The organism is Kitasatospora sp. NPDC043950 (assembly GCF_056435345.1).
This window is the reverse complement of record NZ_JBWKER010000043.1, coordinates 1-20,536: the sequence shown is the minus strand read 5'-3', so window position 1 is coordinate 20,536 and position 20,536 is coordinate 1. Positions and strand designations below refer to the sequence as shown.

The window sequence follows — 20,536 nt, the reverse complement described above, 5'->3', positions numbered from 1 at the left end:
CTGTGCCAAACTCCTCCCCGCCCCCCCCCCCCCCCCCTCCTCCCCCCCTCCCCCCCCCCCCCCCCCCCCCCCCCCCCCCCCCCCCCCCCCCCCCCCCCCCCCCCCCCCCCCCCCCCCCCCTCCCCGGGCCGTCGCCCCCGGGCCCCAGCCCCTCAGGCCGCTCAGGCCCCTCAGGCCGCCAGCACCGGCGGCTCCGCCGCCGCCACCGTCCTGGGCACCCGCAGCGCGAGCAGCAGGACCAGCACCAGCAGGCCGCCGGCCGACAGGAACACCACGTCGACCGCGTCCGTGAAGCTGCGCAGCGCGTGCTCGCGGGCCGCGCCGCCGAGCGTCCGGACGGCGCCGAGCGGCAGGCCGGGCTCGCCGTCCGCGAAGGCCCGGGCCAGCACGGTGCCGAAGAGCGCCGCACCGAGCGCACTGCCGAGGGTCTGGAAGAAGCGGATCCCGGTGGTCGCGACGCCGAGCTGGTGCCGGGGGACGGACTCCTGCACCACCGTGACCAGCTGGCCGATCAGCTGGCCCATCCCGAAGCCCAGCAGGACGAGTTCGCCGCAGACCGCCCAGAGCCCGGTGGTCGGGCCGCTGAGGCCGAGCAGGAGCAGGGCGATCGCCGCACAGCCCGCGCCGGCCACCAGGAAGGTGCGCTCCGCATGGCCGCGGGCGGTGAGCCGGCCGGCCAGCAGGCCGACCGCCGTCATCCCGCCCGCCATCGGGATCAGGTAGAGGCTGGCCGAGGTGGGGTCGATGCCGCGGGCGATCTGCAGGTAGAGCATCACGTAGACGATCGAGCCGGTCATGCCCATCCCGACCAGGCCCTGGATCGCGAAGCCGAGGCGCACCACGCTGATCCGGAACAGCGACAGCGGCAGCACCGGCTCGGCGGCGGTGGCCTGGCGCCACACGAAGAGGCCGAGCGCGGCCAGGGTGGCGGCGACGAGCCCGAGGATCACCGGGGAGGTCCAGGCGTAGTCCTTGCCGCCCCACTCGGTGACCAGCAGCAGCCCGGTCGCGAAGGCGGCGGCGAGGGCCGCACCGAGGAAGTCCAGGCTGCGGCGGCCGGCCGCCGGCGGCAGCTTGATCACCAGGGCGGTGCCGACCAGGACGAGCAGGCCGAGCGGCAGGTTGATGTAGAAGATCCAGCGCCAGCTGAGGTGGTCGGTGAACAGCGCCCCGATCAGCGGGCCGACCGCCATGCCGATGCCCGCGACGACCCCGCCCATCGCGCCGCCCTTGCCGCTGCCGCGCTCGGCCGGGTCCTTGAGGTGGGCGATGACCACCATGGTGACGCTCATCAGCCCGCCGCCGCCGATGCCCTGGACGGCCCGGAAGGCGATCAGCTGGCCCATCGACTGCGCGAACCCGCAGAGCGCCGAGCCGACCAGGAAGGTGCCGACCGCGCCGAGCAGCACGCGCTTGGCGCCGTACAGGTCGCAGAGCTTGCCGTAGAGCGGCAGCAGCGCGGTCGCGGCGAGAGCGAACGAGCTGATCAGCCAGGGCAGTCGGTCGATGCCGTGGACGGGGTCGAGCTCCCGGACGATCGGCACGGTGGCCGCGGACACGATGTTCATGTCGAGCACGGCCAGCACGATCGTGACCAGGCAGAGCAGCATGCCCAGGTTGCGCTGGGCCGGTGTCATCAGGGCAGCGGGTGCCATCGGTAAGTCCCCCCAGGGTCGGTGGAGTTCGGGCCGGGCCGGTGCGGCCGGCGGCACGTCCTCACCATGGCAGTTTTTTTATACCTGGTCAATTCTTAAGCTCGGCTCAATCTTTATCCTGGTCGATCTTTGATCCTGGTACAGTCGAACCATGGCGACGCACACCGGCTTCAGCCCCGACGACGACCGCGACCTCGACGCCCTTCCGCTGCGCGAGCGCAAGAAGATCCAGACCGGCATCCGGATCTGGCGCACCGCCATCGGGCTGTTCGCCGAGCGGGACTTCGACCAGGTCTCGGTGGCCGAGATCGCGGCCGCCGCCGAGGTGTCCAAGATGACCGTCTTCAACTACTTCCCCACCAAGGAAGACCTGGTCATGGCCCCCATGGAGCAGCACCTCGACGAGCCGGCCCGGGTGGTCCGCGAACGCGCCCCCGGCACCTCGGCGGTGGCAGCGCTGCGCGAGCAGTACCTCGCCGCGCTGGAGCAGCACGACCCGGCCACCGGGTTGAGCGACGAACCGCTCGTGCTCGACGTGGTCCGGCTGATCCACCGCACACCGGCCCTGGCGATGCGCGCCACCGCCGGCTTCGGCCGGCACGCGCAGGGCCTGCTGACCACCGAACTCCTCGCCCAGGACCCGGCCCACGACGAGCTCACCGCACAGATCGCCGCCGCCCAACTGCTCGCCGCCCGACTGGCCCTGACCACCGAGAACCAGCGCCGGATGCTGGCCGGCGAACGCGCCACGGCCGCCCTGCCCGCCGCCCTCGACCGGGCCGCGCGCGCCTTCGCCCTGGTCGAGGGCGGCCTCGGAGACTACTGCGCCGTCGCCTCCTGAGAGAGTGGGCGCACCACGACCGCCCGGAGGTGCGCATGGACCAGCCGCTGCTCACGCGGGACCGCTCCGCCCTGCCAGCCCACGCCGAGGGCCTGCACGCGTACGTCGGCGAGGACGGCGTCGCCGTCCTGGAGTTCGCCCGACCGCACCGGCGCAACGCGGTGACCCTGGAGATCTGGCAGGCGCTGCCGAAGGTGCTGCTGCGCCTCGCCGAGCAGCCGGGGGTGCGCGCCCTGCTGGTCACCGGCGCCGGCGGCACCTTCAGCGCGGGCGCGGACATCGCCGAACTCGCCGAGGTGTACGGCGATCCGGAGTGCGCGGACGCCTACCACGCGGTCAACGTCGCCGCCGAGGAGGCGCTGGCGGCCTTCCCGCACCCGACCGTCGCCGTGGTGCAGGGCGCCTGCGTGGGCGGCGGCTGCCAGCTGGCCGTCGCGTGCGACCTGCGGTTCGTCGCCGAGGACGCCCGGCTGGGGATCACCCCGGCCAAGCTCGGCGTGGTCTACCCGGCGGTACCGACCGTGCGGCTGGCCCGGCTGGTCGGCCCGGCCCGCGCCAAGTACCTGCTGTTCTCCGGCGAGTTGGTGACGGGCCGCGACGCGCTGCCGCTGGGCCTGGCGGAGCGCGTCCTGCCGGGTGCCGAACTGGACGCCGCGGCACTGGAGTTCGCCCGGCTGCTGACCCGGCGCTCGGCCCAGACCATCGGCGCGGTGAAGGCCGCGCTGGCCGTCCCGGCGGAGCGGGCGGCACAGGCGCTGGCGCCCTGGGAGCGCCGTTCCCGGGAGACCTCGGACGTGTCCGAGGGGCTGGCCGCTTTCCTGGAGGGCCGCCCGGCGCGGTTCTGACCGGGGCCGGGCGCCGGGTCCGGACGTCGACTCCGACCGGGACCGGGCCCCGGGTCCGGGCACCGGCCGCGAGGACGGGCTCGCGTACGATCATCCGATCGGTGCCGGGCCGTCCCGACACCCCCGCCCTGACGCCCCCGTCACGCCGACCCGTCACGCCGATCCCTCGCACCGCCCCTTCACGCCGACCCCTTTGCGCACCCGGAGCACACACCCCGATGACCACCGAGGCCACGACCGCCCCCACCAGCCGGACGATCTGGGCCCGCCGGGTCACCGACGGCGTCGAGCCGAAGAACGTCATCATCGCGATGCTCCCGCTGATGGGCGTCATCCGCTACGGCTGGACGGGCCTCGGCTGGGCGGCCTTCGCGGCCCTGTTCGCGGCCGTCATCCCGACCATGTTCATCCAGCGCGGCATCCGCAAGGGCACCCTGGAGGACCGCCACGTCGGCCATCGGCAGCGCCGGCTGACCGTCATCCCGTTCATCATGGGCTCGGTCGCGACCAGCTTCGCCGTGATGCTCTGGCTGGACGCCCCGGCCGACCTGACCGCGATGGTGCTGGCGATGTTCGCCTCGCTGGTCCCGATCCTGGTGATCACCGTCTGGTGGAAGGTCTCCGTGCACACCGCCGTCGCCGCCGGCGCGGTGGTCTGCCTCGGGATCGCGCTCGGCCCGCTGTGGCTGCTGCTCGCCCCGCTGGTCGCGGCGATCGGCTGGTCCCGGGTGGTGCTGCGGGACCACACCACCGCGCAGACCATCGTCGGCGCGGCGGTGGGCGCGCTCACCGCCGGACTCGCCTTCTGGGCGGCCCGGTAGCCCGACGGGCCGCCGGCCCGACAGCCCGGTAGCCCAGCGGGCTCAGCAGGCTCGACGGACCCAGCGGGCTCAGCGGATCGGCATCCCCGAGATCGCCCGCGCGATCACCAGCCGCTGGATCTCGCTGGTCCCCTCGAAGATCGAGTAGATCGCGCTGTCCCGGTGCATCCGCTCCACCGGGTACTCCCGGGTGAAGCCGTTGCCGCCGAGGATCTGCATCGCCTGCGCGGTGACCCACTTGGCCGTCTCGCCCGCGTACAGCTTGGACATCGAGCCCTCGGCCGCGGTGAACGGCTGGTTGTTGGCCGCCATCCAGGAGGCCCGCCACACCAGCAGGCGGGAGGCGTCGATCCGGGTCTTCATGTCGGCGAGCTGGAAGGCCACGCCCTGGTTGTCGATGATCGGGCGGCCGAACTGCTCGCGGGTCCTCGCGTAGTCCAGCGCCACCTCGTACGCGGCCCGGGCGATGCCGATCGCCTGCGCGCCGACGGCCGGCCGGGAGGCCTCGAAGGTGGCCATCGCCGCGTTGCCCCTGCCCCCCGGGCGCTTGACCCCCTCGCGGGCCCGGGCCAGCCGCTCGTCCAGCTTCTCCTTGCCGCCGAGCAGGCAACTGCCGGGCACCCGGACGTCGTCCAGCACCACCTCGGCGGTGTGCGAGGCGCGGATGCCGTGCTTCTTGAACTTCTGGCCCTGGCTCAGTCCGGGGGTGCCCGGCGGGACGACGAAGGAGGCCTGGCCCTTCGCCCCCAGCTCCGGGTCGACGGTGGCGACGACGACGTGGACGGCGGCGATCCCGCCGTTGGTGGCCCAGGTCTTGGTGCCGTTGAGCACCCACTCGTCCTTGGCCCCGTCGTACACCGCCCGGGTGCGCAGCGCGGAGACGTCGGAGCCGGCGTCGGGCTCGGAGGAGCAGAACGCGGCCACCTTGAGGTCGTCCGGGGTGCCGAACATCTGCGGGGTCCAAGTGCCGATCTGCTCGTCGGTGCCGTTGGCGAGCACCGCGACGGCGGCCAGCGTGGTGCCGACGATGGACAGCCCGATGCCCGCGTCGCCCCAGAACAGCTCCTCCATGGCGATCGGGATGCCGACGCCGGAGGGGTCGAAGTACTGCTGGGCGTAGAAGTCCAGCGAGTAGATGCCCAGCTTGGCGGCCTCCTGGATGATCGGCCAGGGGGTCTCCTCGCGCTCGTCCCACTCGGCCGCGGCGGGGCGGACGACGTCGGCGGCGAAGCCGTGCAGCCAGTCGCGTACGGCGAGCTGGTCCGCGCCCGGGTCCAGCGAGAACGTGCTGCTCATGGTGCTTGCCTCCGAAGAAGGGGTACGGCCGACCAGGGGGGTTACCTCGGGTAACATCGTCGGAGTCTGCTACTGATTGGTAACTGGTGTCAACGCCCGGTCAGACCCCGACCCCGAGGAGCAGCACATGTCCCGAGAGCCCCGCCGCGAGCAGCTGCTCAACGCCGCCGACCGGGTCATCCAGCGGGACGGCCCGACCGCCAGCATGAACGCCATCGCCGCCGAGGCCGGCATCACCAAACCGATCCTCTACCGCCACTTCGGCGACCGGAACGGCCTGATCACAGCCCTCACCGAGCGCCACACCGGCGGCCTGCTGGCCGCCGTCCGGGCCGCCCTCGCCGCACCGCTGGAGCGCCGCGACCGGGTCGAACACGTCCTGGACACCTACCTGGCCGGGATCGAGGCCCGCCCGCAGGTCTACCGGCTGCTCACCCACCCCGAACCGGGCGACCCGAGCGGCGCCGGCACCGCGCTCGCCCCCGCGCTGCGGCAGATCGCCGCGGAGATCACCCGGGCCGTGCAGAGCCAGGTCGACCTCGGCGCGGACCGCGAGCTGCTCGCCGAGGCCTGGGGCCGGGGCATCACCGGCATGGTGCTGGCGGCCGGCGACTGGTGGCTGGAGACCAGACCCTGCTCACGCACCCGCATGGTGCAGGCGCTCGCCGACCTGCTCTGGGGCCGCCTGGCCGCCGCCGCGGACCTGCCCACCCCCGCCACCCCGGCCCCGACCCCGGCCCCGACCCCGGACGCCGACTGAACTCCCCTTCCGCGCAGGGCCCTTGTGCGACACGTGGCACCGCGGGCATCATCGGGCCCCCACCCCCGCGCCGTACGAGGTCCCGATGCGCCTGCGCCGCACCGCCGCCGCCCTGCTGCTCGCCGCCACCACGGCCCTCACCGCGGCCCCCGCCACCCCCGCCGCCGCGCACACCGGCCCGCCCGCGCGGTTCCCCGCCGCGACGGCCACCGGCCCCGACGGCCGCACCGCCTTCACCGACGCCCAGGGCCGCCGCCTCCAACTGCGCGGCTTCAACCTCGACAAGTACGCCGAGACCACCGAGGCCGACCTCAAGTCCCTGGCCGCGCAGGGCTTCACCCTGATCCGGGTGGCGGTCTCCTGGAACAGGCTGGAGCCCGTCCGCGGCCGCCTCGACCCGGCCGAACTGCACCGGCTGCGCCAACTCCTCGGCTGGGCCGACCGGTACGGCCTGCTCGCCCTGATCGACCTGCACCAGGACGTCTACGGGCCGGCGTTCGGCGGCGGCGACCGCGGCATCCCGCCCTGGGCCACCCGGGACGACGGCCTGCCGTTCACCCCCGACCCGAACGACTGGTTCGCCGGCTACTTCCAGCCCGCCGTCCAGGCCGCCTTCCGCCACCTCTACGACGACCCCGACCTGCGCGCCTGGCAGGCCGACTTCTACACCCGGCTCGCCCTCGAACTGCGCGGCCACCGCTCGCTGCTGGGCTACGACCTGTTCAACGAGCCGTTCGGCCCGGTGGACGGCGACCCGAGCGACCCGGCCGTGCTCGCCGCCGCCTCCGCCGCCCTCGAACAGGGCCGGCTCGCCGACATGTACCGCCGCCTGATCGCCGCCGTGCGCCGGGTCGACCATCGCGCCTGGCTGCTCGTCGAACCCACCGTCCTGGTCGGCCAGGGCGTGCCCACCCGGCTGCCCGGCTTCGACGACCCGCGCCCCGGCCCGCCCCGGCTCGGCTACGCACCGCACTTCTACGACACCGCGGTCGAGAACGGCGCCGACTGGGACCCGGCCGACGGCTTCGTCGAGCGCTACACCGCCGCCGTCACCGCCTACCCCGCCGCCCACCGCCTGCCCGTCCTGGTCGGCGAATGGGGCCCGCCCGACTCCCGCAGGCCGGGCAACACCCTGCTGGTCCGCCGGCAGGTCGCCGCGATGGACGGCTTCGCCGAGGGCTGGACCATGTGGTACTGGTGCCGCGGCACCGGCGGCTACTGCGCGCTCGACCCGGCCGGGCGCCCCGCCCCCGGCGACGAGCCCGCCTTCGGCCCGTACCCGGCGGCCGTCGCCGGGACGGACGTGCGCACCGACGCCGCCACCGTCCGCTGGAGCGCCGACGGCACCCGGCACGGCAGCGAACTCGTCCTGCCCCCGGCGGCGTTCCCGCACGGCGCCGAGGTCACCGTCACCCCCGCCGCCGACCGCGTCGACGTCGAGCAGCCGGCCGGCGGGCAGGCCGGCACCGTCCGGATCCGCCTCCCGCACGCCCGCCCGGGCACCCCGGTGACGGTCACGGTCACACCGCGCTGACCGCCGCCGGGGCCGCCCGGGAGGCGCCTAGAGCAGGCCCCGCCGCGCCAGCAGCGGACCGGTCTCCGGCGCCCGGCCGACCACCGCGCGGAAGGACTCCAGCGGGTCCCGGCCGTAGCCGCGCGCCAGCAGCTCGCGCCGGAACAGCTCGCCGCTCTCCCGCACCGCGCGCCCGTTGCCCTCGAACCACTGCACGGTGTCGGCGTCCAGCACCTCCGACCAGATGTACGCGTAGTACCCGGCGCTGTAGCCGCTGGCGAAGACGTGCTGGAAGTACGCCGTCCGGTAGCGCGGCGGGATCGCCGGCACCGCGATCCCGGCCTCCGCCAGCGCCCGTGCCTCGAACTCCTCGGCGTCCGCGATCTCCCGGCCCTGCGGCACGGTGTGCCAGGCCCAGTCCAGCAGCGTCGCCGCGAGGTACTCCACCGTCCGGAAGCCCTCCCCGAAGCCCTCGGCCGCCACCATCCGCTCGACCAGATCGGCCGGCAGCGGCTCCCCGGTCACGTGGTGGCGCGCATAGTTGGCCAGCACCTCCGGCCGGACCATCCACATCTCGTTGACCTGCGAGGGGAACTCGACGAAGTCCCGGGGCACCGAGGTGCCCGCGAACAGCGGGTACCGCACGTCCGAGAACAGCCCGTGCAGCGCGTGCCCGAACTCGTGGAAGAGCGTGCGCACCTCGTCCCAGGCCAGCAGCACCGGCTCGCCCGGCGCCGGGCGGGCGATGTTCAGGTTGTTGAGCACCACCGGCCGCCGACCGGTCAGCCCCGACTGGCTCACCAGCTCGTCCATCCAGGCACCGCCGCGCTTGGACGCCCGGGCGTGGAAGTCGCCGATGAACAGGCCCAGCGAACCGCCGTCCTCCTCGAACACCTCGAAGACCCGCGCGTCCGGGTGGTGGGCCGTCAGGTCCGGCCGCTCGGTGAAGGTCAGCCCGTACGCCAGCCCCGCCGCGAAGAACACGCCGTCCCGGAGCACCCGCTCCAGCTCGAAGTACGGGCGCAGCACCGCCGCGTCCACCTGGTAGGAGCTCTGCCGGACCTTCTCCGAGTAGTACGCCCAGTCGTGCGCGGCGATCTCCTCGATCCCGTCCGCCGCCGCCAGCTTGGCCAGCTCGGCGGCCTCCCGGCGGGCATTGGCCACCGCCGGACCCACCAGCCGGGCCAGCAGCCCGGACACCGCCTCCACCGTGCCCGCGGTCTCGTCCTCCACCACGTACGCGGCGTGGCTCGGGTGCCCCAGCAGCGCGGCCCGCTCGGCGCGCAGCCCGGCCATCCGGATCGCCAGCGGGCCGTTGGCCGCCAGGCCCCGGTCGAGCGAGGCCGCCAGCAGCCGCTCGCGCACCGACCGGTCGGTCAGCCGGGCCAGTTCGGGCTGGCCGGAGGTGCTCTTCAGGGACAGCGCGAACCGGCCCTCGTACCCGAGCACCCGGGCGTTCTCCGCAGCGGCGGCGACCTCGTCCGCGGACAGCCCGTCCAGTTCCTCGGCCGCGTCCACGACCAGCGCGGCGGCCTTGGTGGCGGCGTTGACGTTCTGCTGGAACGTCGTGCCGAGCGCGGCGAGTTCGGCGTTCAGCTCGCGCAGCCGGGCCTGCTCGGCCTCGCCCAGCCGGGCGCCGGAGCGGACGAAACGGGTGTGCCGGGTCTCCAGCAGCCGCAGCGACTCCGGGTCCAGACCCAGCTCGGCGCGGCGCCCGTACAGCTCCTCGATCCGCGCGAACAGGGCGCGGTCCAGGTGGATCGCGTCGTGGTGCGCGGCCAGCAGCGGGCTCACCTCGGTCTCCACCTCGTCGACCAGCTCGCTGGTGTCCGAGGCCGACTGGTTGCGGAACACCGCGTCCACCCGGCGCAGCAGCTCCCCGGAACGCTCCAGGGCGACCAGGGTGTTGTCCGGCGTCGGCGGCCGCGGATCCGCGGTGATCGCCGCGATCTCGGCCAGCTGCTCCGCCATCCCGCGCTCGTACGCGGGCAGGAAGTGCTCCGGCCGGATCTCGGCGAAGGGCGGCAGTTCGTAGACCAGGGGGCTGGGCTTGAAGAACGGGTTCTCGGTCATTTCGCCGACCCTACGCGGTGTCACCCACCCTGCCTATGCGCCCCCGCCCCCGTTGTCGTACCCACCCGTTAACGTCGAGCCCGGACACCCGAACGACCGCACACCCGTGCCCGTACCCGCACGCCAGAACAGCGCGCCGGAGAGGAGACGCCCCCGTGGCACCCAGGACGGCCCTCGCCCCCGACCCGCACGGCCCCGGCGGCCGGCTCCAGCCGCTCGACGACGCCGGCACCCCGCTCGGCCCGCCCGAGAAGGTCCCCGACCTCGCCGCCGCCGTCGCCGCCCGGGAGGCCGCCGGAAGCGATGTGCCGGGGCCCCGCTGGGTGTGGGCCGCCACCGACAGCGCCTACGCGCCGCTGCTGCCCCGGCTGCCCGACCGGCTCGCCCGCTGCCACGACCTGCGCCTGGTCGAGGCCCTGCTGCTGGCGCACGAGGGCCGGTTCGGCGCGCCGCGCTCGCTCGGCGCCGCCTGGTCCCGGCTGCGCGGCCTGCCCGTCCCGGACGACCTGCCCGAGCCCGGCTCCGCCGAGGCCGACGACGGGCAGGACACCCTGTTCGCGCCCGACCGGCTGCAACTGCCGCCCCGCGCGGACCCGCTGACCGCCGTCGTCGCCGTCCACGCCGAGCAGCAGCGCCGGATCGCCGCGATCGCCGACCCGGCCGCCCGGCACCGGTTCCGGCTGCTGGTCGCCGCCGAGTCCGCCGGCGCGCTGGTCGCCGCCGAGATGGCGCACGACGGGCTGCCCTGGCGCGCCGACGTCCACGACCAGCTGCTCACCGAACTCCTCGGCCCCCGCCCGACCGTCCCCGGCGCCCAGCCGAGACTGCTCGCCGACCTCGCCGCCGAACTCCAACAGGCCCTCGGCGGGCGCCCGTTCAACCCCGACTCGCACACCCAGGTGCTGCGCGCCTTCGCCGAGAACGGCATCCAGCTCGGCTCCACCCGCTCCTGGGAGCTCAAGGGCGTCACCCACCCGGCCGCCGCGCTGCTGATCCGCTACAAGGAGCTGTCCCGCATCCACGCCGCGCACGGCTGGGCCTGGCAGGACGCCTGGGCCCGCGGCGGCCGGTTCCGGCCCGAGTACGTGGTCGGCGGCGTGGTCTCCGGGCGCTGGGCCAGCCGCGGCGGCGGCGCGCTGCAGATCCCGCGCATCCTGCGCCGCGCCGTCGTCGCCGACCCGGGCTGGCTGCTGGTCGTCGCCGACGCCGCCCAACTGGAGCCCCGGGTGCTCGCCGCCCTCTCCCAGGACGCCGGGCTGGCCCGCACCGCCGCCGGCGGCGACCTGTACGAGGCGCTGGCCGCCAACGCCTTCCAGGGCGACCGCGACAAGGCCAAGCTCGGCCTGCTCGGCGCCATGTACGGGCAGACCAGCGGCGACATCGGCCCGCTGCTGAACACCCTGCGCCACCGCTACCCCGCCGCGATGGGCTACGTCGAGGCCGCCGCCCGCACCGGCGAGGACGGCGGGGTGGTCGCCTCCCGGCTGGGCCGGGTCTGCCCGCCCGCCTCCGCCGAGTTCCTCGACCTCACCGAGTCCCCCGACACGGCCGGCGAGGCCGGCGGCCGGCAGGCCCGCGCCCGCGGCCGCTTCACCCGCAACTTCGTCATCCAGGCCAGCGCCGCCGACTGGGCGCTCGCCCTGCTCGCCGCCCTGCGCCGCCGGCTGGGCGAGCTTCCGGTGGCCGGCCCGGCGGAGCGCCCGCACCTGGTGTTCTTCCAGCACGACGAGGTGATCGTGCACACCCCGGCCAACCTCGCCGACGAGGTGGCCGCCGCGGTCGCCGAGGCGGCCGACGAGGCCCGCCGCCTGGTGTTCGGCGACACCCCGGTCCGCTTCCCGCTCACCACGGCGGTGGTGGACTGCTACGCCGACGCCAAGTAGCCGCCCCGGCGTCACGGCCGCGGCATCACCGCTGTGGCCTTCACGACCGCGGCCACACCATGACGGCCTCGCCACGACCGCCTCACCACAACGGCTTCACCACAACGGCCTCACAGCTGCGGCCTCACAGCTTCCGGAACGAGCGGGCCTCCTCGGCCGCCGCGACCACCTCCGCCAGCGCCGCCCCGGTCGAGGCGGTGACGGCGGCCGCCACCGCGCCCTCCACGAACGGCGCGTCCACCAGCCGCACGCCCGGACGCGGCTCGTCCTCCAGCACCGTGACGGCGGTGAGCACCGAGCTGCCGAGATCCGGCAGCACGACCACGCCCGCCCCGCCGTCCGCCTCGGCGACGGCCCGCGCGATCAGGTCGTAGCTGGTGCCGAGCCCGCCGTCCTCCGTCCCCGCCGCGCACACCACCCGCACGCCGCCCGAGGCGAGTTCGGCGAGCAGCTCGCGCAGCCCGGCGGCCAGTCGGGCGCTGTGCGAGACCAGGACGATTCCCACGTGTTCGCTCATGCGACCGACCCTACGACCGACCCCGCGGCCGACGCCGCTACTCCGGGAGAGTGACTCGAATCCCGCGTGTCGCACCCCGTGCCCGCCGCCCCCGTCTGGCGTAGCGTCGGGGCAGCAGCGTCCACGGCCGACGACCCGCACAAGGGAGCGAAGAGCGTTGAAGAAGCTGATCAACACCCCGGAGAGTGTCCTGGAGGACGCGTTGGCCGGAGTGGCCGCCGCCCACCCCGAGCTGACGGTGGACATCCCCAACCGGGTGATCACCCGGGCCACCCGCCCGGCCGGGCCCAAGGTCGCGGTGATCTCCGGCGGCGGCTCCGGCCACGAGCCGCTGCACGGCGGCTTCGTCGGCCCCGGCATGCTGGACGCCGCCTGTCCCGGCGAGGTCTTCACCTCCCCGGTACCGGACCAGATGCTGGCCGCCGCCAAGGCCGTGGAGAGCGGCGCCGGCGTCGTCTTCATCGTGAAGAACTACACCGGCGACGTGATGAACTTCGAGCTCGCCGCCGAACTCGCCGCCGAGGAGGGCCTCGCGGTCCGCACCGTCCTGATCGATGACGACGTCGCGGTCGAGGACTCCACCTGGACGGCCGGCCGCCGCGGCACCGGGGCGACCGTCCTGGTCGAGAAGGCCACCGGAGCGCTGGCCGAACGCGGCGCCCCGCTCGACGAGGTGGCCGCCCTGGGCGAGCGGGTCAACGCCGCCTCCCGCTCCTTCGCCATCGCACTCACCGCGGCCACCACCCCGGCCGCCGGCAAGCCCGGCTTCGACCTGCCCGAGGACGAGATCGAGGTCGGCGTCGGCATCCACGGCGAGCCCGGCCGCCGCCGCGAGAAGCTGCGCCCGGCCCGCGCGCTGGCCGCCGAGGTGGTCGACACCGTCCTCGCCGACCACCACCTGGCCCCGGGTGACGAGGTGATCGCCCTGCTCAACGGCCTCGGCGCGACCCCCCTGCTGGAGCTGTACATCGCCTACGGCGAGGTCGCCGCCCGGCTCGCCGAGCGCGGCATCACGGTGGCCCGCAGCCTGGTCGGCAACTACGTCACCAGCCTGGATATGGCGGGCTTCTCGCTCACCCTCACCAAGGTCGACCCGCAGCTGCTGGAGCTGTGGGACGCGCCCGTCGACACCCCCGCCCTCAAGCGGGCCTGAGCCAGGAGACGTCATGGAATTCGACACCCCCCTCGCCGAGGCCTGGGTCCGCGCGATCGCCGCGGCCGTCGAGAAGGAGCAGGACCGGCTCACCGAGCTGGACTCGGCGATCGGCGACGGCGACCACGGCAGCAACCTCCGGCGCGGCTTCTCCGCCGCCCTGGCAGCCCTCGACGGCCTCCAGCCGGCCGGCCCGGGCGCCGTGCTCACCAAGGTGGGCAGCACGCTGATCTCCAAGGTCGGCGGCGCCTCCGGCCCGCTCTACGGCAAGGCCTTCCGCGCCATCGGCGCCGCCCTGCCCGATCCCGCCCCGCCCGGCTCCGCCGACCCCGTCGGCCCGGCCGCCGTCGCCGAGGCACTGGCGGCCGGCCTGGACGCCGTCCGCGCCCTCGGCAAGGCCGTGCCCGGGGACAAGACCATCGTCGACGCCTACACCCCGGCAGTCGCCGCCTTCCGTGCCGCGGCCGGCGCCGGGGCCGCCCTCCCCGAGGCGGCGTCGGCGGCCGCCGACGCCGCCGACCAGGGCGCCCGCGACACCGTCCCCCTCCAGGCCCGCAAGGGCCGCGCCTCCTACCTCGGCGAGCGCAGCATCGGCCACCAGGACCCGGGCGCCACCTCCACCGCCCTGCTCTTCCGCGCCCTCGCCGACGTCACCGCATCCTGAGAGACCCTCTCTCCTCGCGCGGGCGCCCGCGCGAGGAGAGAGGGTCTCTGGCCCTCAGCCGTCCGGCCCTCAGCCGCCTGGCCGTCAGCCGTCCGTCCTGGTGATCAGCAGCAGCAGGGCGTCGTCCCGCAGTTCCCCGCCCGTGTGCGCGAGCAGGTCCGCGTACACCCGCCCCACCGCCGCCTCCAGATCCCCTTCCGACCGTGTGGCGCCCCGCACCAGCGGCCCGACCCGCTCCGCCAGCGGGTAGAACTCCCCGCTCTTGCGGTGCCGCGCCTCGACCACCCCGTCCGTGCAGAGCACCAGGACGTCCTCCGCCCCGAACGGCTGGTCCCAGCTGGCCGGTTCGCCGGTCGCCAGCCGTCCGAGACCGAGCGGCACCCAGGGGTCGGGGGCGTCCAGCACGTGCGCCCGCCCGTCGCCGTCGACCCGGATCGGCGGAACGTGCCCGTACTGCAGCAGTTCCATCACCCCGGGCGTGCGGAACTCCGCGAACAGCGCGGTGGTGAACTCCCCGTCCGGGACGTGCCGCTCGACGCTGGCCTCGATCCGCGCCGCGACGCCCCGCAGCCCGGCCTCGTCGTACGCGGCCTCCCGGAACGCGCCCAGCACCACGGCCGCGGTCTGCACGGCGGAGAGCCCCTTGCCCCGGACGTCCCCGACCGCGACCCGGGTGCCGTGCGGTGTCTCCAGCACCGAGTACAGGTCCCCGCCGATCCGTGAGGCGTCGGCCGCCGACACATACCGGACGGCCAGCCGCAGCGGCCCGACGGCCGGCCCGGGCAGCCGCAGCAGGGCCCGCTGGGCGGCCTCGGCGACGGAGCTGACGGCCGCGAAGGCCGCCGCGCGCCGCATCCGGATCTTGGCGACCCAGGCGGAGAAGACCGTCAGCACGGCGTAGCTGACCATCGCACCGTAAAGGAAGCGTGCGTCGTTGATGTTGTCGACCTGGTCGTAGTGGCTGAGCCCGAAGACCGCGAGCAGACCGAGCGCGCAGACGGCGAGCAGTTCGCCCGGTCTGAGGGTGAGCGCGGCGGCGGCCGGGACGACGGTCATCAGCGGTGCCAGGTAGCGGTCCTTGCCGGAGAGGAGGTCAGCGAGTGCGACCAGGAGCACGGCGAGCAGCGCCGGGCTGGCGCGCCGCCAGAACGGCACGTCCTGGAGGTCGGCGGCCAGCAGGGCGCCGCGCCGCCGGTCCGGCGGCAGCCCGGCGGCGCTGGGGGCCGAGGGGGACTGGGCACGGCGGGTCGGGAACACATACCGAACATAAGGGACGTTCGCGGCGCCCACCCGCCCGCCTACCGCGTTTCCGTCCACCGCGTCCGCCGACCCGCCGCACGAGCGCCCCGATCGCCCCCAAATGCCCCATTTGTCATACAGTTCGACCAAAGCGGCTACCCCGAGGAGGCCCCGTCCGGTGTCCGGCTACCGCAACACCCCCCGCATCTCCGACGCCCCGGCCCGCACGACGGCCACGTCCGACCACTGGCTGAAGGTCTTCGCCGTCGGCCTGCTGCTCTGGGGCGCCACCGTCGTCGTCACGTTCCTCACCGGGAACAGCAACCTCGTCCCGACGATCGTGCTGCTCGGCAGCTTCCTGGTCCCGGCCACCCTGGTGATCTGGGCCTACGAGCGCTACGCCGGCGACCTCGGCCCGGACCGGCTCTTCGCCTGCTTCGGCATCGGCGGCATCATCGGCGTCCTGGGCGCCTCGGTGCTGGAGAGCTACCTGGTCTCGCCCTCGGCCTGGATGTACGTCACCGTCGGCCTGATCGAGGAGGCGGCCAAGCTGGCCGCCCTGGTCATGGTGAGCCGCCGGCTGCGGGTCAGCGGGCTGCGGCACGGGCTGGTGCTCGGCGCCACCGTCGGCGCGGGGTTCGCCGCGTTCGAGAGCGCCGGGTACGCGTTCAACGCCGTGCTGAGCATCCAGGGACTCTCGCTCGAGGACCTGGTCGAGACGGAGATCCTGCGCGGGGTGCTCGCGCCGGTCGGCCACATCCTGTGGACGGCGATCATCGGCGGGGTGCTGTTCAGCGAGCGCCGCGGCGGGCGGTTCCGCTTCACCACCCCGGTCGTCGTCACCTACCTGGGCGTATCGGTGCTGCACGCGCTCTGGGACAGCACGAGCGGCATCGCCGTCTGGCTGGTCGCCAAGACCACCGCGAGCTCCTGGCAGCGCGCGCTGTTCGAGCTCGGCCACATGCCCGATCCCACCAGCGAGCAGGTGCACCTGTACACCCTCTACGACACGGCCGGACTGCTCGTGGTCTCCTTGGGCGGGCTGCTCTGGCTGCGGCTGCTGATCCGGCGCGAGCGCGCGCCGATCCCGGCTCAGCTCCCGGCCTCCCCGGCCTGAGGCGGTCCGGCGCATACGCTCGACCGGCGCACGCGTCCGTGACGCGCGCCACTTCACCCGCCCCTCCCGGAAATACCCCTGAGGGGTATGGTGTTGTCAGAGTAGAGCCCGGGCCGACGCCCGGGGCGCCACACCTCCCGGAGGCCCGGATGTCCAGCACCACCACCTACACCGTGACCGGCATGAGCTGCGGCCACTGCGAGAAGGCGATCAGCGAGGAACTCTCCGCCCTCACCGGCGTCACCGAGGTCGCCGCCGACTCCAAGGCCGGCACCGTGACGGTCTCCTCCCTCGCCCCGCTGGACGACGACCAGGTCCGCAGCGCCGTCGACGAGGCCGGCTACGAACTGGTCGGCCGCAGCGCCTAGGCCTCCCTGCACACCCGGTACGGCGGGGCCCGGGCAGCGGACCCCGCCGTACACCCCCACCGAGGAGCTGCCGAGGAGCCGATCCGCATGAGCGAGCGAAGCGAACTGGTCACCACCGCCCCCGGCGTCCAGGGCACCCCCGGGGTCCGGGACCGGGTCGAGCTGTCGATCGGCGGTATGACCTGCGCCTCCTGCGCGACCCGGATCGAGAAGAAGCTCAACCGGATGGACGGCGTCGAAGCCACCGTCAACCTCGCCACCGAGAAGGCCCGGGTCGACTACGGCCCCGGGGTGACGGTCGAGGACCTGATCGCCACCGTCGAGCGCACCGGCTACACCGCCGAGCTCCCGCCGCCCCCGGCCCCCGCCCTCCCGACCGGCGCCGACGCCGACGTCAGTAGCGGTGCCGGTACCGACACCGCCGACCCGCTGTACGACCGACTGCTGATCAGCGCCGTCCTCAGCGTCCCGGTGGTCATGCTGTCGATGATCCCGGCCCTCCAGTTCGCCAACTGGCAGTGGCTCGCCTTCGCCCTCACCGGCCCGGTCGTGGTCTACGGCGGCCTGCCGTTCCACCGCGCCGCCTGGACCAACCTCAAGCACGGCGCCGCGACCATGGACACCCTGGTCTCGCTCGGCACCCTGGCCGCCTTCGGCTGGTCCTTCTGGGCACTGTTCTGGGGCCACGCGGGCCTGCCCGGCATGCACCACGACTTCTCACTGGCGATCGGCGACACCGACGCCTCGTCCACCCTCTACCTGGAGACGGCCGCCGCCGTCACCGTGCTGATCCTGCTCGGCCGCCACCTGGAGGCCCGCTCCAAGCGCCGGGCCGGGGCCGCCCTGCGCGCCCTGCTCGACCTCGGCGCCAAGGACGTCACCGTGCTGCGCGGCGGGGCCGAGGTCCGGATCCCGGTCGGCGGCCTGGCCGTGGGCGACCGGTTCGTGGTCCGGCCGGGCGAGAAGATCGCCACCGACAGCACGGTGGTCGAGGGCGGATCGGCGGTGGACGCCTCGATGCTCACCGGCGAATCCGTACCGGTCGAGGTCTCCGTCAGCGACCAGGTCACCGGCGCCACCGTCAACGCCGGCGGCCGGCTGGTCGTCGAGGCCACCCGGATCGGCGCGGACACCCAGCTGTCCCGGATGGCCCGACTGGTCGAAGAGGCCCAGAACGGCAAGGCCGCCGCCCAGCGCCTCGCCGACCGGATCTCCGCCGTCTTCGTCCCGGTCGTCATCCTGCTCGCGCTCGCCACCCTGGTCGGCTGGCTCCTGGCCGCCGACAGCCCCACCGAGGCGTTCACCGCCGCCGTGGCCGTGCTGATCATCGCCTGCCCGTGCGCCCTGGGCCTGGCCACCCCGACCGCGCTGCTGGTCGGCACCGGCCGCGGCGCCCAGCTGGGCATCCTGATCAAGGGCCCCGAAGTACTGGAGTCCACCCGCAAGGTCGACACCGTCGTCCTGGACAAGACCGGCACCGTCACCACCGGCCGGATGACCCTGCTCGCCGTGCACACCGCCGAGGGCGTCGGCGAGACCGAGGCGCTGCGCCTGGCCGGCGCCCTGGAGCACGCCTCCGAGCACCCGATCGCCGCCGCGATCGCCACCGCCGCCGCGGAGCGGACCGGCGCGCTGCCGCCGGTCGAGGACTTCCGCAACCTCCCCGGAAGGGGCGTGCAGGGCGTCGTCGAGGGCCGGGCGGTGGTGGCCGGGCGCGAGGCACTGCTCGCCGACCGGGCCCAGCACCTGCCGCCCGTCCTGGCCCGAGCCAAGGCCGCGGCCGAGGCGGCCGGGCGGACCGCGATCGCGGTGGGCTGGGACGGCGAGGCCCGGGCCGTCCTGGAGGTCGCGGACGAGGTCAAGCCGACCAGCGCCGAGGCGATCGCCCGGCTGCGCGCGCTGGGCCTGCGTCCGGTGCTGCTGACCGGCGACAACCGGGCGGTCGCCGAGGCCGTCGCGGCCGAGGTCGGCATCGCCCCGGCGGACGTGGTCGCCGAGGTGCTGCCCGAGGACAAGGTCGCCACCGTCAAGCGGCTCCAGGCCGAGGGCAGGGTCGTGGCGATGGTCGGCGACGGCGTCAACGACGCGGCCGCCCTCGCCCAGGCCGACCTGGGCCTGGCGATGGGCACCGGCACCGACGCCGCGATCGAGGCCGGCGACCTCACCCTGGTCCGCGGCGACCTGCGCTCGGCGGCCGACGCCATCCGGCTCTCCCGCCGCACGCTCGGCACCATCAAGGGCAACCTGTGCTGGGCCTTCGGCTACAACGTGGCAGCGATCCCGCTGGCCGCCGCCGGGCTGCTCAACCCGATGATCGCGGGGGCCGCGATGGCCTTCTCCTCGGTCTTCGTGGTCACCAACAGCCTGCGCCTGCGCCGCTTCCAGCCCGCCTGACCCGCCCACGCGACGCGGAAGGGCCCGGACCGCCCGGTCCGGACCCTTCCCAGCGCCAACGCGCCAACGCGCCAACGCGCCAACGCGTCAGCGCCCGAGCAGCTCGCCGCCGTTGCAGTGCAGGATCTCGCCGGTGATGAACCCGGCCTCGGGCGAGGCCAGGAAGTAGACCGCGGCCGCGACCTCACCGGTCTCCCCGATCCGGCCCAGCAGGGTGCGGGCCGCCCGGCGGGAGACCTCGGCCTCGTCCAGCCGGGGGCCGAAGAACTCGGTGCCGGCCACCGTCCCGGGCGCGACGATGTTGGCGGTGATCCCGGAGGTACCCAACTGGGCGGCCAGGAAGTGGTTCCAGGCGTGCAGCGAGGCCTTCGCCGCGCCGAACGAGCCGGCCCCGCGCAGGGCGGCGATCGAGCTGATGGTGACCACCCGGCCGGCTCCGGGGGTGAGCCGGTCCCGGATCGACTCGGTGAGCAGCACCACGGTCAGCACGTTGCGCTCGAAGTCACCGCGCCAGCGGGCCAGCAGGGCGTGCGGCCCGGCGCCGATCACGGTCTCCCGGCTGCCGGCGTTGTTGACCAGGACGTCGATCCGCTCGGGCAGTTCGGCGAGCGCGGCCTCGACGGCATCGGGGTCGGCGAGATCGCACACCAGCGGGGTGACGTTCGGCCCGAGGTCCGCCGCGGCCTTCTCCAGGACCGCGCGGCGGCGGCCCACGATCACGACCCGTTCGCCCGCCTCGGCGAACCGCCGCGCGACTTCGTACCCGATTCCCGTGCCACCGCCGGTGACAACGACGTTCCTGGCCATCTGCGCACTCCCTCCCCAGCTCCGCCGCCACGCTGCGAGGGTGCGGGACGGTCCGTACCGGAATGCCACGATTCCTATCACGCTCGGTTGCCGTGACTGCGGGGAGGGTGACGTCGCGCGCGCGGGAACGTGTGATATGGGCTCGGCACGACGTGCACACGGAGCGTGGCGAGAGGCAGCTCACACCCCCCGGGCGTAACTTCTCGCACCCTGATACGTCTTAGGTTGGTAGTGCGGCAGTTTTCCGATGGGCGGAGACGCGACGAACGGCAATGCGTCCCCGCGCTTCCACCGACTGCCGCCGACGGGGCTCCGGCGGGCCCCGGGACGGTCGTCGACCTTGACGGCCTTCGCGCACGACGCCGGGGTTGCGGCGGGTCAGGGACGCTTTGAGCGGCCGTCCCCGGCTTCGGCCCGGCCCCGGAGTCGTGCGCCGTACGGTTCCGTCCCCGCGCGGGCGCCCACCCGGGCCCACCGCACGGGGACGCGGAAGGGGGGAGGGGGGGGGGAAGGGACGGGGGCGTATGGGCTGGTGGGCTCTGGTCGGCGCGCGGAAAGGGAGGCCTGGCGGCGGGGGCGGCCGTGTGGCG

17 protein-coding genes are annotated in these 20,536 nt (G+C 74.6%); 11 read left to right on the top strand and 6 right to left on the bottom strand.

All coding sequences use genetic code 11. The features are described 5' to 3' along the window. Positions 1 to 170: 170 nt before the first annotated feature. On the bottom strand, positions 171 to 1,655 hold the full coding sequence (locus AC07BF_RS26510) for an MFS transporter (protein ID WP_363588603.1): 1,485 nt from the start codon (positions 1,653 to 1,655) through the stop codon (positions 171 to 173). A 151-nt stretch (positions 1,656 to 1,806) separates the two neighbouring features. Here AC07BF_RS26510 and AC07BF_RS26505 point away from each other — a divergent pair, with 151 nt between their 5' ends. The 3 genes from AC07BF_RS26505 (at position 1,807) to AC07BF_RS26495 (ending at position 4,162) form a co-directional block, all read left to right on the top strand. Next, a complete protein-coding gene (locus tag AC07BF_RS26505; RefSeq protein WP_400812203.1) occupies positions 1,807 to 2,496 on the top strand; it encodes a TetR/AcrR family transcriptional regulator in 690 nt (229 codons plus the stop codon). A 35-nt stretch (positions 2,497 to 2,531) separates the two neighbouring features. Beyond that, positions 2,532 to 3,341 carry an enoyl-CoA hydratase/isomerase family protein gene (locus AC07BF_RS26500; RefSeq protein WP_400812201.1) on the top strand — a complete coding sequence of 270 codons (810 nt, stop codon included), beginning with the start codon at positions 2,532 to 2,534 and terminating at the stop codon, positions 3,339 to 3,341. Between the two features lie 218 nt (positions 3,342 to 3,559). Next, complete coding sequence (locus AC07BF_RS26495) at positions 3,560 to 4,162, top strand: phosphatase PAP2 family protein (protein WP_063349403.1); 603 nt, start codon at positions 3,560 to 3,562, stop codon at positions 4,160 to 4,162. A gap of 69 nt (positions 4,163 to 4,231) precedes the next feature. Here AC07BF_RS26495 and AC07BF_RS26490 read toward each other — a convergent pair whose 3' ends face one another. Then, complete coding sequence (locus AC07BF_RS26490) at positions 4,232 to 5,458, bottom strand: acyl-CoA dehydrogenase family protein (RefSeq protein ID WP_363588595.1); 1,227 nt, start codon at positions 5,456 to 5,458, stop codon at positions 4,232 to 4,234. Positions 5,459 to 5,585: 127 nt separating this feature from the next. On the opposite strand from AC07BF_RS26490, the gene AC07BF_RS26485 reads away from it, so the two are divergent. Together AC07BF_RS26485 and AC07BF_RS26480 are read left to right on the top strand one after the other, a co-directional pair. Then, positions 5,586 to 6,218: a TetR/AcrR family transcriptional regulator gene (locus AC07BF_RS26485; protein WP_363618826.1), complete on the top strand. Its 633-nt coding sequence runs from the start codon at positions 5,586 to 5,588 to the stop codon at positions 6,216 to 6,218. A gap of 85 nt (positions 6,219 to 6,303) precedes the next feature. Further along, positions 6,304 to 7,752, top strand: a complete 1,449-nt coding sequence (locus AC07BF_RS26480; protein ID WP_400812199.1) for a cellulase family glycosylhydrolase — start codon at positions 6,304 to 6,306, stop codon at positions 7,750 to 7,752. A 27-nt stretch (positions 7,753 to 7,779) separates the two neighbouring features. On the opposite strand, the gene AC07BF_RS26475 is transcribed toward AC07BF_RS26480, so the two are convergent. Then, on the bottom strand, positions 7,780 to 9,804 hold the full coding sequence (locus AC07BF_RS26475; RefSeq protein WP_363588590.1) for a M3 family metallopeptidase: 2,025 nt from the start codon (positions 9,802 to 9,804) through the stop codon (positions 7,780 to 7,782). Between the two features lie 155 nt (positions 9,805 to 9,959). On the opposite strand from AC07BF_RS26475, the gene AC07BF_RS26470 reads away from it, so the two are divergent. Beyond that, complete coding sequence (locus AC07BF_RS26470) at positions 9,960 to 11,687, top strand: bifunctional 3'-5' exonuclease/DNA polymerase (RefSeq protein ID WP_363588588.1); 1,728 nt, start codon at positions 9,960 to 9,962, stop codon at positions 11,685 to 11,687. A gap of 124 nt (positions 11,688 to 11,811) precedes the next feature. Here the strand turns inward: AC07BF_RS26470 and dhaM are convergent, their stop codons facing one another. Further along, positions 11,812 to 12,204, bottom strand: coding sequence for a dihydroxyacetone kinase phosphoryl donor subunit DhaM (gene dhaM / locus AC07BF_RS26465; protein WP_363588586.1), 393 nt, complete (start codon positions 12,202 to 12,204; stop codon positions 11,812 to 11,814). Between the two features lie 157 nt (positions 12,205 to 12,361). Here dhaM and dhaK point away from each other — a divergent pair, with 157 nt between their 5' ends. Together dhaK and dhaL are read left to right on the top strand one after the other, a co-directional pair. After that, positions 12,362 to 13,357, top strand: coding sequence for a dihydroxyacetone kinase subunit DhaK (gene dhaK / locus AC07BF_RS26460; protein ID WP_363588584.1), 996 nt, complete (start codon positions 12,362 to 12,364; stop codon positions 13,355 to 13,357). A gap of 13 nt (positions 13,358 to 13,370) precedes the next feature. Then, a complete protein-coding gene (gene dhaL, locus AC07BF_RS26455) occupies positions 13,371 to 14,021 on the top strand; it encodes a dihydroxyacetone kinase subunit DhaL (protein ID WP_363588582.1) in 651 nt (216 codons plus the stop codon). Positions 14,022 to 14,105: 84 nt separating this feature from the next. Here dhaL and AC07BF_RS26450 read toward each other — a convergent pair whose 3' ends face one another. Continuing rightward, complete coding sequence (locus AC07BF_RS26450; RefSeq protein WP_363588580.1) at positions 14,106 to 15,278, bottom strand: PP2C family protein-serine/threonine phosphatase; 1,173 nt, start codon at positions 15,276 to 15,278, stop codon at positions 14,106 to 14,108. A gap of 160 nt (positions 15,279 to 15,438) precedes the next feature. Between AC07BF_RS26450 and AC07BF_RS26445 the strand changes: the two genes are divergently transcribed. From AC07BF_RS26445 to AC07BF_RS26435, 3 genes are all read left to right on the top strand, one after another. Continuing rightward, a complete protein-coding gene (locus tag AC07BF_RS26445) occupies positions 15,439 to 16,377 on the top strand; it encodes a PrsW family intramembrane metalloprotease (RefSeq protein ID WP_363588578.1) in 939 nt (312 codons plus the stop codon). Between the two features lie 38 nt (positions 16,378 to 16,415). Next, positions 16,416 to 16,745 carry a heavy-metal-associated domain-containing protein gene (locus tag AC07BF_RS26440; protein WP_363588576.1) on the top strand — a complete coding sequence of 110 codons (330 nt, stop codon included), beginning with the start codon at positions 16,416 to 16,418 and terminating at the stop codon, positions 16,743 to 16,745. 177 nt (positions 16,746 to 16,922) lie between these two features. Then, positions 16,923 to 19,139, top strand: coding sequence for a heavy metal translocating P-type ATPase (locus tag AC07BF_RS26435; protein ID WP_478334022.1), 2,217 nt, complete (start codon positions 16,923 to 16,925; stop codon positions 19,137 to 19,139). An 87-nt stretch (positions 19,140 to 19,226) separates the two neighbouring features. On the opposite strand, the gene AC07BF_RS26430 is transcribed toward AC07BF_RS26435, so the two are convergent. After that, positions 19,227 to 19,946 carry an SDR family NAD(P)-dependent oxidoreductase gene (locus AC07BF_RS26430; protein ID WP_063349393.1) on the bottom strand — a complete coding sequence of 240 codons (720 nt, stop codon included), beginning with the start codon at positions 19,944 to 19,946 and terminating at the stop codon, positions 19,227 to 19,229. Positions 19,947 to 20,536: the final 590 nt, after the last annotated feature.